Annotated in this window: 14 protein-coding genes; 6 read left to right on the top strand and 8 right to left on the bottom strand. The window is 59.1% G+C overall.

The features are described 5' to 3' along the window. Positions 1–2: 2 nt before the first annotated feature. The 5 genes from EP30_RS05590 to EP30_RS05610 form a co-directional block, all read right to left on the bottom strand. Positions 3–821, bottom strand: coding sequence for a DUF4194 domain-containing protein (locus EP30_RS05590; RefSeq protein ID WP_181160809.1), 819 nt, complete (start codon positions 819–821; stop codon positions 3–5). After that, positions 818–2329 (bottom strand): DUF3375 family protein, encoded by a 1512-nt coding sequence (locus EP30_RS05595; protein ID WP_094664392.1) that lies wholly within the window; start codon positions 2327–2329, stop codon positions 818–820. Before EP30_RS05595 ends, EP30_RS05590 begins: the two co-directional genes overlap by 4 nt. A 160-nt stretch (positions 2330–2489) precedes the next feature. Then, positions 2490–2813, bottom strand: a complete 324-nt coding sequence (locus EP30_RS05600; protein WP_094664390.1) for a transcriptional regulator — start codon at positions 2811–2813, stop codon at positions 2490–2492. 210 nt (positions 2814–3023) lie between these two features. Further along, positions 3024–3389 (bottom strand): phage holin family protein, encoded by a 366-nt coding sequence (locus tag EP30_RS05605; protein WP_140556856.1) that lies wholly within the window; start codon positions 3387–3389, stop codon positions 3024–3026. Positions 3390–3495: 106 nt separating this feature from the next. Continuing rightward, on the bottom strand, positions 3496–3795 hold the full coding sequence (locus tag EP30_RS05610; protein ID WP_094664386.1) for a DUF2316 family protein: 300 nt from the start codon (positions 3793–3795) through the stop codon (positions 3496–3498). A 100-nt stretch (positions 3796–3895) separates the two neighbouring features. Here EP30_RS05610 and EP30_RS05615 point away from each other — a divergent pair, with 100 nt between their 5' ends. The 6 genes from EP30_RS05615 (at position 3896) to EP30_RS05640 (ending at position 10618) form a co-directional block, all read left to right on the top strand. Then, positions 3896–4801, top strand: a complete 906-nt coding sequence (locus tag EP30_RS05615) for a hypothetical protein (RefSeq protein ID WP_169713082.1) — start codon at positions 3896–3898, stop codon at positions 4799–4801. A gap of 198 nt (positions 4802–4999) precedes the next feature. Then, positions 5000–5989: a hypothetical protein gene (locus EP30_RS05620; protein ID WP_094664382.1), complete on the top strand. Its 990-nt coding sequence runs from the start codon at positions 5000–5002 to the stop codon at positions 5987–5989. Positions 5990–6124: 135 nt separating this feature from the next. Further along, the gene (locus EP30_RS05625) at positions 6125–7075 is read left to right on the top strand and encodes a cobalt transporter (RefSeq protein ID WP_140556858.1); all 951 of its coding nucleotides are present in this window, start codon (positions 6125–6127) and stop codon (positions 7073–7075) included. Between the two features lie 173 nt (positions 7076–7248). Then, positions 7249–8442, top strand: a complete 1194-nt coding sequence (locus EP30_RS05630; RefSeq protein ID WP_140556860.1) for a triacylglycerol lipase — start codon at positions 7249–7251, stop codon at positions 8440–8442. Positions 8443–8543: 101 nt separating this feature from the next. Then, complete coding sequence (locus EP30_RS11115; protein WP_258185383.1) at positions 8544–9632, top strand: hypothetical protein; 1089 nt, start codon at positions 8544–8546, stop codon at positions 9630–9632. Positions 9633–9694: 62 nt separating this feature from the next. After that, on the top strand, positions 9695–10618 hold the full coding sequence (locus EP30_RS05640) for a LysR family transcriptional regulator (RefSeq protein ID WP_094664378.1): 924 nt from the start codon (positions 9695–9697) through the stop codon (positions 10616–10618). A 163-nt stretch (positions 10619–10781) separates the two neighbouring features. Here the strand turns inward: EP30_RS05640 and EP30_RS05645 are convergent, their stop codons facing one another. From EP30_RS05645 to EP30_RS05655, 3 genes are all read right to left on the bottom strand, one after another. Continuing rightward, complete coding sequence (locus EP30_RS05645) at positions 10782–13658, bottom strand: CAP domain-containing protein (protein ID WP_140556863.1); 2877 nt, start codon at positions 13656–13658, stop codon at positions 10782–10784. A 223-nt stretch (positions 13659–13881) separates the two neighbouring features. After that, positions 13882–14664, bottom strand: a complete 783-nt coding sequence (locus tag EP30_RS05650) for a DNA/RNA non-specific endonuclease (RefSeq protein WP_181160810.1) — start codon at positions 14662–14664, stop codon at positions 13882–13884. 790 nt (positions 14665–15454) lie between these two features. After that, positions 15455–15760 (bottom strand): YhbY family RNA-binding protein, encoded by a 306-nt coding sequence (locus tag EP30_RS05655; RefSeq protein ID WP_140556867.1) that lies wholly within the window; start codon positions 15758–15760, stop codon positions 15455–15457. Positions 15761–15829 lie beyond the last annotated feature (69 nt).

A 15829-nucleotide genomic window follows, 5' to 3' on the forward strand; every position in this document is an offset into this window, starting at 1 on the left:
GGTCACTTCCCCTCATCCTCCTCATCCTCGAACAATGTCATGCCCTCGCGTGACGCATTGGTTCCGGCATCACGCCCCCTGCCCGGCAGGTCATTCGTTCCGTCATCTGCTGCATAGTCAGGATCGCCCGACATCGTCGTATCGACCCCATCAGTGAGATCCTTGCCGTTTGCCGTCGTGGGATCGTCAACCTCCGCGGAATTGGCATTCAGCCATTCCTCGGCGAGCTGCCGGTCCAGCACGACGGGAACCAACGGCGTGATTCGGTACATGCCGTCATCGTCTTCCACTTCGGATAGGTATCCGTGGGTCAGTGCCATGGATATGGTCACGGAGAGTTTTCTGAGCACGCCTTCCTCATCGTTGCGTGCGGCGAGGTATCCCGCGCCTGTGGTCAGCGCTGCCCGGATTTCCTCATATCCGACGATCCATTGATCGACGTCGGCGTTCACGTTTTCGTATTCCAGCACTCGGATGCGCAGGAATGCCAGCAATGCCGCTTCTTCTCGTGTCAGACTGGATCGGGTTTTCAGCGAACGGATGACGATGTCCGGACCACTGACCGGTGCGGCGTACATGATGCGGTAATGGGTGTTGACGACCAGTTCCAGCATGTCATTGTTGAGGGAACGCACGACGTCGTCATGGTTGTCCATCACCGTGTCGTACAGGGATCCGGTGATATACCGGTCACGTTTGAGCGCGATCGCCGCCATGCGTGCATCGGACGGCATGGTACTCAGATCGCCTTCGAACAGGGCGTTTGGATTGATGTCGGTGCCATCGCCATCCAAGAGCGTGTCGTTCGTCATGTCGCTCATTCTTCCTCCATGATGGTTGTCAACGTCGCTTCGCTTACCAATACGGGCCGGGTTCGCCATGATCGTGGTTTGCCACCCAATGTCATGCAATGCCAGGTCACGTAGCCTTCTCCCGAGGCACGGAGACTGCCGAGAAAGCCGATGAGTTCGCTTTCTCGACGCTCTGCTTCAGGCAGCTGGTTGAAACTGGCGGCCATATTCACCAGATCATTCTGCATAACCGGATGATCCAGGATCATTGTGATCATGCGTTTGAGCCTCGGTCCGCCTACTTCGATCATCGACTGAATGTCGGGGATGCCAAGTGGGACAACGGGCGTGTGAGTGGCCAATTCCGGCGTTGTGGAACGGGTCATTGGCTTGGCTGGACGTGTGGGCAGTCCTGCCAAGCGTACGGACGCGGTGTTTGTGTCATATGGCGTTGCACCGTCGTCTGGGTGTTCGCGTGCTTCGGTGTTGAGTTTGACGAACAGCCGATTAAGCGTGTCGAGCATGGTGCGATAGCGGGTGTCGGTCTGCTGACGCACCAGACGGCTGACGGCTTCATCTGAAACTCGCATTTGCCTACGGACATCCTCAATGCCGTCATAGATGCGGGCAAGTTCGGACTTGACCTGGCCGAGCAGCGTACTGGTCTCCCCTTCCAGATACGGGCTCTTGGCGATGGCACGCATCGCATCGTCGATCTGCTGACGACCTTCATCAGTGACGATGATCTGGAACGCGTCATCGAATCGTCGTCCACTATCGGATTCGCGGAACGATTTGCGATACCCATTGTGATATGCGGTGAGTATCGCATTCACCGACATGCCTCCAGACTGCATACGACGACGAAGTGCATCGCCGTTGTCACGTTCGGATAATGCGAGTTCGTGCAATTCCACAGGCACTCCTCGCAGGGTGTTGTGAATTACGGCGATGATGTCCTCAACGGCCTGATCGGATAGACGACTGGTATCATCACCGTGCAGGATTCGTTTGATCTCACGTTTACGAGTCTTGATCTCTCGATTGAGCAACGTGACGCGTTCCCGCGGATCCTCGGTCAACTGCATACGGGCGTGTTCGATCTCCATGATGATGCTGTTCGCCTGTGCTCCGGACAGGGTCCGTGTATCGTCATCGAGTCGGGAAAGTGCGTCGATCGCCCGATGCGCGCGTGCCGTGAGACGATAGAGGAATCGATGCGTACCGGTATCCAATGAGTTGGCCAGCCACGCGTAATCGTCATCGCCCTCACGGGTTAGTTCGGCAAGGACCTGACGTGCCGCAGATGCATACGTCTGGTCTTCGCCAAGCGCATATTCACCGGAACCGACCAGTTCTCTCAATCCCTGAGCGATGCGGTCTTCAAGGATCTCCCTAGGCAGTTCCCCGGTCAGTGGATCAAACGAGGAACGCAGCAACGCCACATACAGCATTGAATTGCGACGTAGGAGCAGGCGTAGCACGCCGGTCTCGTACACCGACCGAAGTCGCTCCAGCTCCTGTCTCACATCACCCAAAACCGTTCCTCGCTCTTTTCTTCATTTCCATTCGCCGATTGCGTTACAAGCTAGCATACGTCGTTGCATACGGTCCATTACGCAATGACTGTGACGATGACAGCCCCGTACTCTGGACATCACCTCAAACGTTGTACAGGTGCTCCCTGCTCTCTGGTCACTATTGCTGTGCCGATGTCATCTCTTCCGACAAGTCAAAATCCGGTTTGAGAATTCTGCGCAGATCAGTGAGATATCTATCGAAGGCGGCTTTGCCTTCCCTGGTGAGTTTGACTTCCGTCGAGGGAACACCCGTTGGGGAAAACGACTTGATGATCGTGATGTAGCCTGCTTCGTTCAGCTTCTTCAATTGCACGGACAGGTTTCCTTTGGTGACGTCCAGCAATCTGATTAGACGTTTGAACGAAATACGACGCCCAACCCCCAGCTCGACCATGGTGGCCATGATGCGCAGCCGGGTCGTGGAATGGATGATCTCGTTCATGCCCCTCCTGTTTCTGTGCAGGTTTGTTTTGTTGCGGTGTCGTTTGGTTGTTGTTTTATACGGTAGTTTTTATTATATAAGAAGTCTGTGATACAAACTTGTCTATAATTATACTGATTATTCTCCATTCCTCGTAAACAAATATGGGGTCGCGCGTTACATCCAAACGCGCGACCCCTGCTCTGTACTCGAGCTCAGCAAACTACCGGATCAATCCCCAATCACCGCATTGACGATGCCTGACACAATCGCCATGACCAGCGAACCGATCACCGCCCAGAGGAAACCATGGATGATCACGCCCACATCAAACAATGACAACGCCAGCCACGACGCCAGCTCCATGAACAGCCAGTTGATAATCAACGCGAATAGTCCGAAACTCATGATTGACAGCGGTAACGCTATGAGCTGCACTACCGGTTTGATCGAGGCATTGATCAGCGCGAGAAACAGGGAGAATGCCGCTATTCCGAGAATCGGCGGCTCCCCCACCGCCTCCATGCCGGGCAGGACGGCGACCATGACACCGGCCGCAATCGTGAGCACGATCCATCGTGAAAGAAAACGAGTCATACCTTGATTATGGCATTCTTCCCCGCGACGGTTTCGTCATATCAAAATCCTCTGCCGTTTCGAGACATTTCCAAACGTCGGAGGACGAGACCATCATCAGCCAGCCTTATCGGACCGTTTTCGCATCGAGCACCGCATCGTCAAGGAACCAGTAATCGTGCGGATCGCCACGCAACGCTGTGAACGGCACAAGCTCCACGTCCTGTTCACGAGCACGCTCGATCAGATACCCGCGAATGATCCATGGATACTCAAGACGTCCGGATTTAAGATCGATGATCTTCTGAATCGTGTGCCCGCTGACACCGAATGCATCCCCCACCTGATCGACCGTCAACCCCAGACGACGCATGTTCTCCTTGAATTCCCTGATCGTAGCGGTCTTTTGCGCCATGCTCAGCGACATCGTATCCCCCTTTTTGTCACACATGTCTGCCGATTATCGATTGTAGGCGTGTTCGGTAGACTAACACGTGTCGACAAGCAGGAATTGGAAGGGCTCGATGATGGGTAAAAACAGGAACGCAAGCTCCTCGGTACGGCACCGTTGGAGGATCATACGGCAGGCGATGCGCATGGAGCTTCGCGAGCACAAGGTGTCGTTCGCCGTGTATGTGACCCTTCGTGCGCTCGTCATCGCCATGGCGATTCTGCAGTTTTTCAACGGCGATTATGAGAACGTGTTCCTATGCGTACTGACGTTGCTATTGCTTCTGGCTCCGGCATTCATTCAGTTGCAGCTGCGCATTGAACTTCCGTCCGTTCTTGAAGTGATTATGCTGGTCTTCGTGTTCTCTGCGGAGATCCTTGGCGAAATCAGCGCTTTCTACGAGCTGTTCCCCTTTTGGGATACCGTGCTGCATACGCTGAACGGGTTCCTCGCCGCCGCGATCGGGTTCTCACTGGTTGACCTGCTCAACCGTTCCAATACGACGAAGTTTAAACTGTCTCCCGCCTATCTGGCACTCGTCTCGTTCTGTTTCTCCATGACGATCGGCGTGGTCTGGGAATTCTTCGAATTCAGCATGGACATGCTGTTCGGATTGGATATGCAGAAGGACGCGGTCGTCCATTCCATCAGTTCGGTCATGCTGGATCCGTCTCATGGCAACCGGATCGTCTCCATTCCCGACATCACGCAGGTCAGCGTCAACGGCAATGATCTTGGTCTTGGCGGTTACTTGGACATTGGTCTTATCGACACGATGGAGGATCTCATCGTCAACTTCATCGGCGCGCTGGTCTTCTCCATCATCGGGTTTCTGTATGTCAAAAATCGTGGCAGGAAGGATGCGATCGTAGATAGTCTGGTTCCCCGGCGCAAGACGGCGGCACAGGACTACCTGCGTGTGATCATCGAGCAGGCGGACAAGCGCACCGCGTCATCGGCGGACGACGGCGAGCGCGGCTGAAGTCGATGATTCTTTTGCTTACTTTTAGCGTTTTGTTCTTTTGAAAAGTGTGGTATTGTTTGACATGGTGTGATTTTTCATGCTTTCGCTCGTTTTGAGCGCATTGACCAGATACCTAGGGATTCGTATATGCATTTTCATGCATACATGTTGCCTTAGGCGATGGAGATGTGGTCTGATAACGAACGAAAGGAAAGCATGTCGATCAACGACAACAACAGGTATCGCATCAATCTCTCCCTCCTCTCTGAACAGTTGCGCGCATCGGTGCGTTCGGCTGATGTGACCGATATGGGCAACGGGCTTATCGTCACCGACGAGCGCACCTCATATCTCAAGACCTACGTTCAGCCCAATGGTATCGTCCGTCCCCGCTGGGAGTACCCTGCTCCTGACCGTCGCGGGCGGATCCGCGGCCTCAAGCCCTACGATGTCGAAGCGGTGAAACTGCTTGACTCCCCCATCATCCCTCTCACTCCGTTCCCTCTCACCGGGGACGCCAGCCGGCAGACGTTGCTGATGCGTCTGCATCTTGACCGTCAGGCCAGGCGCCTCGCCCCGCATCAGGTGCACACCTCCCTGCGTCTGATGCAACTCATCGTCTCCGCTGACGAGCGCTATGGCGTGTGGCGGGCCTGGCAGCGGCTCGTGCAGAACGCGGTCGATGACGGTGGGACCGATACGGTACTCGCCGCCCCGATCGACCGTACCATGCAGCTGCTCGTTGATGCGCTGGCCTCCCCTGCCGGCCCCAGTCTCGTGGCCGCTCTCATCATCGATGAGGTCGAACGCATTCATCCCGCCGATGCCGGCTCCCGGCGTGGTCGTGACCTGCGTCACGCTGTGGAGGACGTCGAGTATTCTGAGGATGGTCAGGAGGAGCAGCTGTCCGAACTGGTTGGTGACGCCATCGACCTCATCGAAACCACCACGGTCCGCCCCGACATCACCCGGCTCACCATGATGCGAGCGCTGCTCACCGGTGTCGTCAACCGTCTGCCTGACAGTGCGCTGGCCGCTTCGGGTACGAGCCGGGCGATGTTCGGTGGTGTGATCATCCTCATCTCCTGGTGGTTGGGCCGTGGTCTGGATCGGCTTGCCGAGTCGGCGCTGCGTCTGGAGTTGGCGACCGGTCCGACTGCTGGTACCAGGGCGGTGCGTAATGGGCGTCCTGGTTGGTTGAGGTAGCGTCTTCGTATGCGGTGGGGTGATCTGCTGCTGTGGGTTCCCCACCGCTTCCGTTTTCCATTCCCGTTCTTGTCCCGTTAGGGGAATGTCATCTGTGGATGCCACGATGTGTGGCACGACGATGATGGAGGTGTGATGGGACGGCATTTGCGATATGGGCGTGTGGGGCGACGTGGTGGTGTTGGTACGGTGGTTGCGGTGATGTTCACTGTGGTTGCTGCTGTTACGGCGCTTGCCATGGTTGCTGTGCTGATTAATCTGCGTCGTGCGGATACTGTTGCGCCGCGTTCGGCGGCTGACGCGTATTGTTCGGCTGGGTCTGGCACGATTCCGTTGAGTCCTACGCAGGCGTCGAATGCGGCGCTTATTGCTCGTATTGCGATGGAGCGGGGTTTGCCTGATCATGCGGTTACTGTGGCGATTGCCACGGCGATGCAGGAGTCGAAGTTGACGAATATTGATTATGGTGATCTGGATTCGGTTGGGCTTTTTCAGCAGCGTCCTAGTCAGGGTTGGGGTTCGGTTGAGCAGTTGATGGATGAGTCGTATGCGATCAACGCGTTTTATGATGCGCTGGTGAAGGTGCCTGATTGGCAGTCAATTCCGACGGAGGATGCTGCGCAGGAGGTGCAGCGGTCGGGGTATCCGGATTTGTATGCGAATTGGGATGATTTGGCTCGGGCTTGGGCGCAGGCGTTGACTGGTGAGGTGGCTGCGGGGGCTGGGTGTGCGTTGGAGCCGGCTGGTGGTTCTGATCGGGATGGGTTGGTTGCAGCGATTGGGACTAGGTTTCCGATGATCACGGTGTCGGATGGTGCTGCGGGCGCGTCGGCGTCGGCGAGCGCGTCTGGGGCCGGTTCATCAGTGGTGTCCGGTTCCGGGTCGTTGGTGTTGTCGTTGCCGTCGGGGTTGTCTGATGGGGATGCTCGGCGATTGGTATGGCAGTGTGCTGTGTGGCTGGTGGCTCAGGCTCGTGGGTATGGTGTTGTTGCGGTGCGTGCGAATGGTATGGGTTGGGATCGTACTGGTGGTGTGTGGTCTGGTGAGGAGTCTGCTGGGTTGGTGGTGTCTGTGGTGTTGGCGTGATGGTTGGTTAGTTGGTGGTGTGGGTGTACCAGCCGGACCAGTCGACGACGGCTTCGATGTTGTTGCCGTCGGGGTCGAGGACGAATGCCGCATTCATCGTGCTGCCAAACGTAGGCGATGGCGGATAGGATGGGAGCGTGTTCGGGGACAACTGGGGTGCAGAAGGAGATGCGATGAATGGTGCGACGGCAACGCCGTCCGGTCGGCTGCGCGCATGCGGTTTTGGCGTGGCGACCCTGCAGGTGTTCTGGTGGACGACGTTGGTCGCGACGGTGGCGCTCGCCGGTGCCGCGTTCGTCATGATTCCGCATGACTGGCTGCCCTGGCTCGTCGCCACGATTGTCGTCGTGCTTGTCGAATCGGTGATCTTTTGGGTGGGGATTATCACCGTGTATCTGACCAGCGTGCAGCTTGGCATGCGTATTCGGGTCATTGGCATCGTCTGCGGGTGGATTCCGATCGCCAATCTCATCGCGTTGCGTCTGATCATTCGCACGGTACGTGATGAGGTCCGTTTTGAGACCGCGAAGGAGGCGCTTGACCGTTCCCGTGCCGCGCAGCGGGTGTGCGCCACACGGTATCCGATCCTTCTGGTACACGGCGTGTTTTTCCGGGACTCGCGTCTGATCAACTATTGGGGGCGTATTCCCGCAGAGCTGGAGCGCAATGGGGCGACCATCTACTATGGCAACCACCAGTCGGCGGCGTCGGTCGCCGACAGTGCCCGTGAGCTCGCCGACCGTATTCGTCGGATCGTCGAGGAGACAGGATGCGGCAAGGTCAACGTGATCGCCCATTCCAAGGGCGGGCTTGATATGCGTTGGGCGATCGCGCGTGATGGTATCGGCGGGTATGTCGCCTCGCTGACCACCATCAATACGCCACATCGCGGCTGCGGGTTCGCCGACTATCTGCTCGGGTCCATTCCCGAGCCCGCGCAGCGTCGGGTGGCCGCATCCTACAATGCCGCGGCAGCGAAGCTGGGCGACACGCATCCAGACTTCATGGCCGCCGTACATGATCTGACGCAGGCGGGATGCGAGCGCATCAACCGTAGCATCGGTCTCGGCCAGTTTCCCGGCATCGTCTGTCAGAGCGTTGGCTCGCGTCTGTTGCATGCCACGACGGGCCGGTTCCCGCTGAATTTCACCTATCCGCTGGTCAAATGGTTCGACGGGCCGAATGATGGTCTGGTGTCCCGCCCATCCTTCCCTTGGGGTGACTGGTTCACGTGGCTGGAGCCGTCCGGTGATCGTGGCATCTCCCATGCCGACATGATCGACTTGAATCGTGAGAACATTCCCGGCTTCGACGTGCGTGAGTTCTACGTGGGGCTTGTCGCCGAGCTCAAACGCAAGGGGTTGTAGTCGACTGTTGTCGGATGCCCCTGGCGGTATCGTGGAATCGGACGCCGGTACCCTGAATCCATTCCTTTCGGGGACCGTGCAGGCTGGAAAGGATACGACCGATGGCCCATCTGTCGAAATCCCGAATCGTGGGATTGTGTGTACTGCTCGTCGCCGTGATCGTGCTGTGTGGCGGCATCGCATGGCAGGCCACCCGGCCGAAGCCGGTGCAGACCGTGACCGTGACCGGCTATCTGGGTGGTGAGAAGACCGGCCTGTTCGACGATCCGCAGTTTCGGACGTTGGCGACGGACGCTGGCTTGGACGTCTCCTACCGGAAGGCCGGCAGTCTGGACATGATGGACGCCGACCGGTCCGGCATGGACTACCTGTTTCCCTCCAGCAGGGCTGCCGCCGAATACGGCAAGGCCAAGGGCGTGGATGTGAGCCGGCAGGACATCGTCTTCAACAGTCCCATCGTCGTGTACACGTACCGGCAGGTGGCGGACGGCCTGTGCTCCACCGGGCTCATGTCGAAGGATGATTCGGGTGTGTACCGGCTGGACATGGCCAAGGTGGTGGAGGCCATGCAGCAGGATCGTTCGTGGGCCGACGTGGGATGGGCTACCGGCTACGGCGCCTTCCATATCGAATCCACGGACCCGGTGAAGTCCAATTCGGGCAACGAGTACGCGGCCCTGCTCGCGACCGTGATGAACGGCGGGACCCCGGCGACGGTCGACAGCGTCAACCGCGACCTGCCCGCATTGCAGACGATCTTCCGCAAGTCCGGATGGATGGAGACCAGCAGCGAGGACAGTTTCAGCCAGTTCCTCACCCTTGGCGTCGGTTCGAAACCGATGATGGTCGGCTATGAGAGCCAGATCCTGGATCTCGCCGCCACCCAGCCGGACACGTATGCGCAGGTGAAGAACGATCTGGTCATCGCCTACCCCACGCCCACGGTGTGGAGCACTCACGTGTTCATCGCGCTCGACGACAAGGGCGGGAAACTGCTCGATCTCATGCGCTCCGACAATGTGCGCAAGCTCGCATGGGAGCGTCACGGATTCCGGTCCGCGAACTATACCGGCACCGATGGCATCAGCCGATTCCACGTGCCCGGCACGATCGACCAGGTCGAGCAGGTCGTCGAACTGCCGCCGAACGACGCCATGCAGACGCTGATCAACGGTTTGAAAAACCAGTGACACGTCCCACGAATCGGCATAAATTAAATTGATGACAACCCCAGTGGCTATCATAAAAACTTATGACACTGCTTCAGCTCAAGTACATCGTCAAGATCGTCGAATGCGGTTCGATGAACGAGGCGTCCCACGAACTCTACATCTCCCAGCCCGCACTCTCCTCCGCCGTCAAGGAACTGGAGAAGGAGATGGGCATCGAGATCTTCACCCGCTCGTCGCAGGGCATCGCCCTGACCGTGGACGGCGCCGAATTCCTCACCTACGCGCGTCAGGTCCTCGACCAGACCGCGCTGCTCGAGGAGCGCTACAAGAACGCCAAGCCGCGCAAGCAGCTGTGCCAGGTCTCCACGCAGCATTACATGTTCGCCGTCGAAGCGTTCGTGGAGCTCATCAACTCCATCAAGTCCGACGAGTACGAGTTCACCATCCGCGAGACCCGCACCAAGGACATCATCAATCAGGTCGCCAACATGCAGTCCGAGGTCGGCATCCTGTACCTGTCCGACTTCAACAAGGATGTGATCGGCAAGCTGCTGCGCGAGAAGCATCTGGAATTCCATCCGATCTTCCGCGCCGGCCTGCACGTGTTCCTCTCCCGCTCCAACCCGCTCGCCTCGCGCAAGAGCCTGACCATGGAGGATCTCAAACCCTACCCATGGATCCAGTACGAGCAGGGCGAGGAAGGCAGCTTCTACTTCGCCGAGGAGGCCGTCTGGCCCGAATACTCCCCCAAGCAGATCAACGTGACCGACCGTGCCACGATCCTCAACTTCATCGTGGGACTCAACGGCTACACGGTCTGCTCCGGCATCGACAACGAGGATCTCAACTCCGAGAAGATCGTGACCGTACCGCTTGAATCCGATGAGAAGATGCTGGTCGGCTGGATCACCAACGAACGCACCAAACTCTCCCAAGCCGCCGAGATCTACCTCGACAAGCTCAAGTCCGTGATCGCCAACCACGGCTACACGCTGATCGACTGAACTGTCAAGAGCCGACACGATATGTCGCTCATCGCATGCTGATGGAGCCCGTACCCGCGTTGCATGCAGGTACGGGCTCCATCAGCATGCGTCCAATAGGTCATGCATCCAATTGGAGTGCATCGTTTCCAGCGTCGATTCGATGCTCATCCTCTCGAATCCATCACTCGCGGTCAAGATGCACGCGGGTCAGCACGCAACCGGCACCAACGAGCGTCATGATCGCGGTAAGACCAAGCATCACCTCGGATGTGACACCCGTTGCAGCCAGCGGACCGTACTCGTTGACAACAGCCGTGGGAGCATCCACCGTCGCCGTGCTCGCGCTCAGTCCGGCGGCAGTGTTCGTCACACCGGAACCATCCACCGAGGAACCAGCGGAACCGTTCTGCTGCTGAAGCTGCTGCTGGGCTGATTCCTGGTTCTTGGACGCCTCCTCGGCAGCCTTCTTGGCATCAGCGAGCGCGCCGTCCGCCACGATCTTGTCGGCCTTCGCCGTATCATACGCGGACTGCGCCTGCTCAAGCGCCGCGGCGGTACGCTCGGCCTCAGCGTTCGCCTTGTCCACTGCGGCCTGCGTGGCCGCTGCTGTGGCGGTGGCCTTCTCCAAATCGGACTGGGCGGCCGCTGCGGCAGCGATCGTCTTGTCGGCCTGGTCGATCGTGGACTGTGCGTCCGCGATCTGCCGGTCGGCGGTGTCGATGCGTGCCTGTGCGGCGGCTACGGCCGAGTTCGCCTTGTCAAGGCGGGTTTGCGCTTCAGCCAGCCTCTGGTCGGCTCCGGTCTTGTCCGCCTTCGCCTGATCCAAGGCCTGCTGTGCCGTCTGCTTGTCCTGTTCGGCCTGGTCGAGACGAGCTTGCGCGTTCTGGCGGTCCTGTTTGGCCTGGCTGATGCGCTGGTCGGCGGTGGCGGCTGCCTCCTTGGCCGCATCGGCCTTCTGCTGTGCCGCGCCGATGCGTGTCTGCGCGTCCGCTACGGCCGAGTTCGCCTTGTCAAGGCGGGTTTGCGCGTCGGCGGCCTGCTGCTGTGCGGTGTCAGCCGCATGCTTCGCATCCGCTGTGTTCTGCTTGGCCTGTTCGTAGGCTTCGGTCTTCGCCGTCTGCTCCTTCTTGGCCTGTTCGAGGGCGTGGGCCTTGTCCTGATTGGCCTTGACGGCGTCGTCGTACGCCTTCTGCGCGGCGGCCAGCGCCTCCTTGGCGGTCTTGGCCTCATCGGTCTTTGCCGTGAGCTCGGCCTGTGCACGCTCGGCCGCATCGGTCTTCTCAGCCGCATCCTGCTCGGCCTGTGCGGCCAGCTGGGCGGCCTTGTCGGCCGTGGACTGTGCTGCCTGGTAGTCGCCGCTGGCGTTCTCCAGCGAGGTCTTCCACGCGGTCAGATCGGCGATGTAGTCATCGACCGTCATGATGCGATTGCCGTTGGTGGTGGAGTCGCCGGGGTTGAAGGTCTGGCCTGCGGTGTTGGGGTAGTACTTGCCGTTCTGGGAGACGCCGAACCCGGTGACGGTGGTTCCGCCGACGATGTTGAGGTAGTGTCCGACCTGCCGGTACAGGGTCGGGTACTGGGTCTGCAGGGCGAGGGGGCTGAGCTTCTTGATCTCGGGGTTCTCCCTGACCGCCTGCTCGTAGATCGCCTTCTCCTTGTCGTACCATCCCCGGAACGGGCTGTTGTCCTCGGTGAAGCCCCACGCAAGGTTCTCGCTGTAGACGTAGAACTGGCGGGGATGGTACGTGTTCTCGTTGGCGAAGTCGGTGTCCGCCTGAGCGATGGCCATCATCTCGTCGGACACCTGAAGCTCGGGCAGCCCCTCGCCCTTGCGGATCTCGTTGCACTCCTTGATGTACTGCAATGCGCGCAGCATGTTGTCGATCGACGTGGCATCCGCCTTGTCCCCGTTATGGATGTACTGGAGGTACATGGTCACGGTCCCGTCGGTGAGGATCCGGTACGCGCGCTGCGCGCCACGATCAAGATAGTACTGCGACGCGCCCTGCTGCAGCTTGTAGTCGGCGCTGTCGGCCACGGCCTTCTTCGCGTCCGCAGCCTGCTGCGCCTTGTCGGCCGCCTGCCGCTTGGCCGTCGCGTCGGCCGAGGCCGTGTCCCTGGCCTTGTCGGCCTCGCTCTTCGCCTTGTCCGCATCCGCCTGCGCCCTGGAAGCCTCGTCGGCGGCCTGCCTGGCGGCATCCAGCTGGGCTGCGAGATCGGCGAGCCCGCCGTCCTCCTTCTCCAGATCCGAAACCTTTTTGTCGGCGGCGTCCTTCTCCGCCTTGGCGGTGTTCTCCGCGTCAAGCTTGACCTTCAGGTCCGCAAGCTTGTCGGCCGCGGTCCGGTCGGCGTCCTGCTTGTCCTCGGCGGCCTGATCGGCGTCCGCCTGCGCCTGCTGCTTGTCGGCTTCGGCCTGTGCCTTATCCCGTTCCGCCTCGGCCACCGTCTGGTCGACCGTCGCCTTATCGGACTCGGCCTGCTTCTGATCGGCTTCAGCCTTCTCCTTGTCCGCAATGGCCGCATCAGCCGCGGACTGGGCCTTGTCCACCCGGCCCTGAGCCGCATCCACGGCCTGTCCGGCCTTGTCGGCCTCGGCCTGCGCCTGCTCCTTATTCGCCTGGGCGGCCTCCTGTTCCTGCTGGGCGGTCTTCTTGTCCGCTTCGGCAGTCGTCTTGTCCGCTTCGGCCTGCTGCTGTTGCGCCACGGCCTGCTGCTTGACGTTTGCCGCGGCATCGGCTGCAGCCTGAGCGTTGGCGGCGGTTTGTTCGGCCTGCTGCTTGTCAGCCTGCGCCTGCTGGTTCTTCTCATCGGCATTGTTCTTGTCGGCCTGCGCCTGCTTATTGGCATTCTGCGCATCGGTAAGATTCGACTGCGCCTTGTCCAATGTGGCTTGTGCGGCATCAGCCTTGGCCTGGGCGTCGGCGACATTCGTCGTCGATCGAGCCGCCTGCTCCTCCGCCACGTCCGACGGCACTTCATCGGCCATCGCCATCGCCGGCGCACCGAGCGATGCCACGGCAACGGTCGCCGCCACTGAAACCTTCAACGCCTTGTTCATGCGTTCGCTTCCTTTCACTACTCATCAGCGTGCACCACAAGCCGGTCATACGTCCGACATCGCACGCATGCTCCTCAAACTACCCCCCCCCAACGACGATACGGGGGTATCATCCGTTCCGTCTCACACACCGGACGGCCACACATATGACAATGGCCGGCTCCCCGCGTTACCGGGAGCCGGCCATTGGCCATTCGAGGGAATGGAACGGTCCGCAAAACCGCTACTTCACGCCGCCGTTCTGGTAGTCGATGTCGTAGCCGCTGGCTGTGTTGAACACGATCACATGCTGATCGATCGAGCCGTCGGACGTACGGATATCCACACTCACGGTACGCGGCAGCAGCTCCGACCCCTCATAGTTCGGCGTGGCCATATACTCCACCGTGCCCTTCGGATTGTCGTCCAGCCAGTTGCGTGCCTCATCCTCCGTGTACGCCATGCCGCCGGCGGGCTGGTTCTTGCCCACGTTCTGGGTTCGGGTTCCCGTCACCATGTTCTCCACGGAATCCTGACCGCCGAGACTCTTGGCCAGCAGGTGGCTGCGGTTGAACAGATAACCCCGGTACGCCTTGCCACCACCCAGATCGATCGACACCTTGGGATTCGGATGAGGGTAGCCTGCGATCGTATCAGGCATGTTCCGGTCACGGGACGAGCCGCTGTCGCGAAGCTGCTTGTCGATCACGCCGACGACCATGCCGGCACGACCGTATGAATCGAGACCCGTATACCGGATCTCTCCGACGGCTGGCATGGTGCCGGCCTTGGAGAAATCAGCCTTGCCGGTGACCACATAATAATCAGGGTACTGCTGCTGCGACCAGACGATGCTGTTCGGGGAATCAGCCGACGCGCCCTCCGCCAGCGTGGGCGTACTGCCGGAGGAGAGCGACTGCGTCAGCTCGTCCAATCCCCGCTGCGCGGACTCCTCGGATATGGAACACCCGGCGAGTCCGAACATGAACACGACGGACAGAACGGAGGCGACGATACGCCTCATCATGACATAGGCATTATTGGAGATGTGCATTCGAACAAGTGTAGGAGGACCTTTCCCCGAGGTCTTTCGAACATCACGGTTCTTTCACGTTCCCACGGCGGAACCGCATTCGATCGATGTTCGCAAATGTGAGAAATACCCCCTTATATCACACGCAACTCCCACACCATCCAACAGGCGGCACACAGTTCCAAACACTGTGCTTCAATCAAACATCGTTGAAATTACAACGCTTCGTGATTGCTTTCCCGGCGATTCATGATATACTATGAGTGAAGGTTGGAGATGATCGAACCCCATAAATCAAACATGAGGATGTGTTCGATTTATGGTTCGCATCCGATCTTCAGAAAACCGCGACGACGCGGACAACGAAACAGAGGCAGTGGCACCACACCAACAGGAATAACAGAACAGGGAATCCGTCCGGTGGACATCAGACGAACGACGCGGACGACGCAGAGCAGATCAGGATGCAGAGAACGAGGAACACGCAACGAAGAGACCCGCATCGATGAATGGGCAATGACGAACATAGAGGTCGCGAATGGCTCAGACAGGAACATCGGTTGGGCAATGAAGTCCGACGAATAACTGAATATGGATAACTGCAGATGGACGATACCGTGATACCGGTCGTCCGATAACTGGAAAGGTGATTATGAACAATAATCAACCATGAGGCCCCGGGGTTTGAAACACAGCTCCGGGGTCTCGTTCATGTCCATGCGGTTGTTCATGCGCGTGGTCGTTCATACGGGCGCGACGACACATTCGCGCGCCACTGCCCTGATTACTCCCGCACGAGACGGATGTTCTTCACGCCATCCTTGCTGCTGCGACGGTACAGCACGAACCGGTGGCCGATCACCTGGACCAGATCGGCGTGCAAACGTCCGGCGAACAGCTCACCGGCCTCCTTAGCGGTGTACCCGCAGCCTTCCAGCAGCGTGCACTTGATCAGTTCGTGCGATTCGAGGCATTCGTCCGCCTGGGCGACGGACGCGTCGGTGATGCCGTTCTTGCCGACGATGAGTTCCGGATTGAGCTGCTGGCCCAGGGCGCGCAACTGCTTGATCTGCTTCTTGGTCAATGCCATGTAACCGTGGTCTCCTTCATGACGCGTTCCGCGTCCGACTATCACAACCTTGCAAACCCCAATAGCATA

This window comes from Bifidobacterium sp. UTCIF-39 (assembly GCF_006408715.1).
Classification (GTDB): Bacteria; Actinomycetota; Actinomycetes; order Actinomycetales; family Bifidobacteriaceae; genus Galliscardovia; species Galliscardovia tissieri.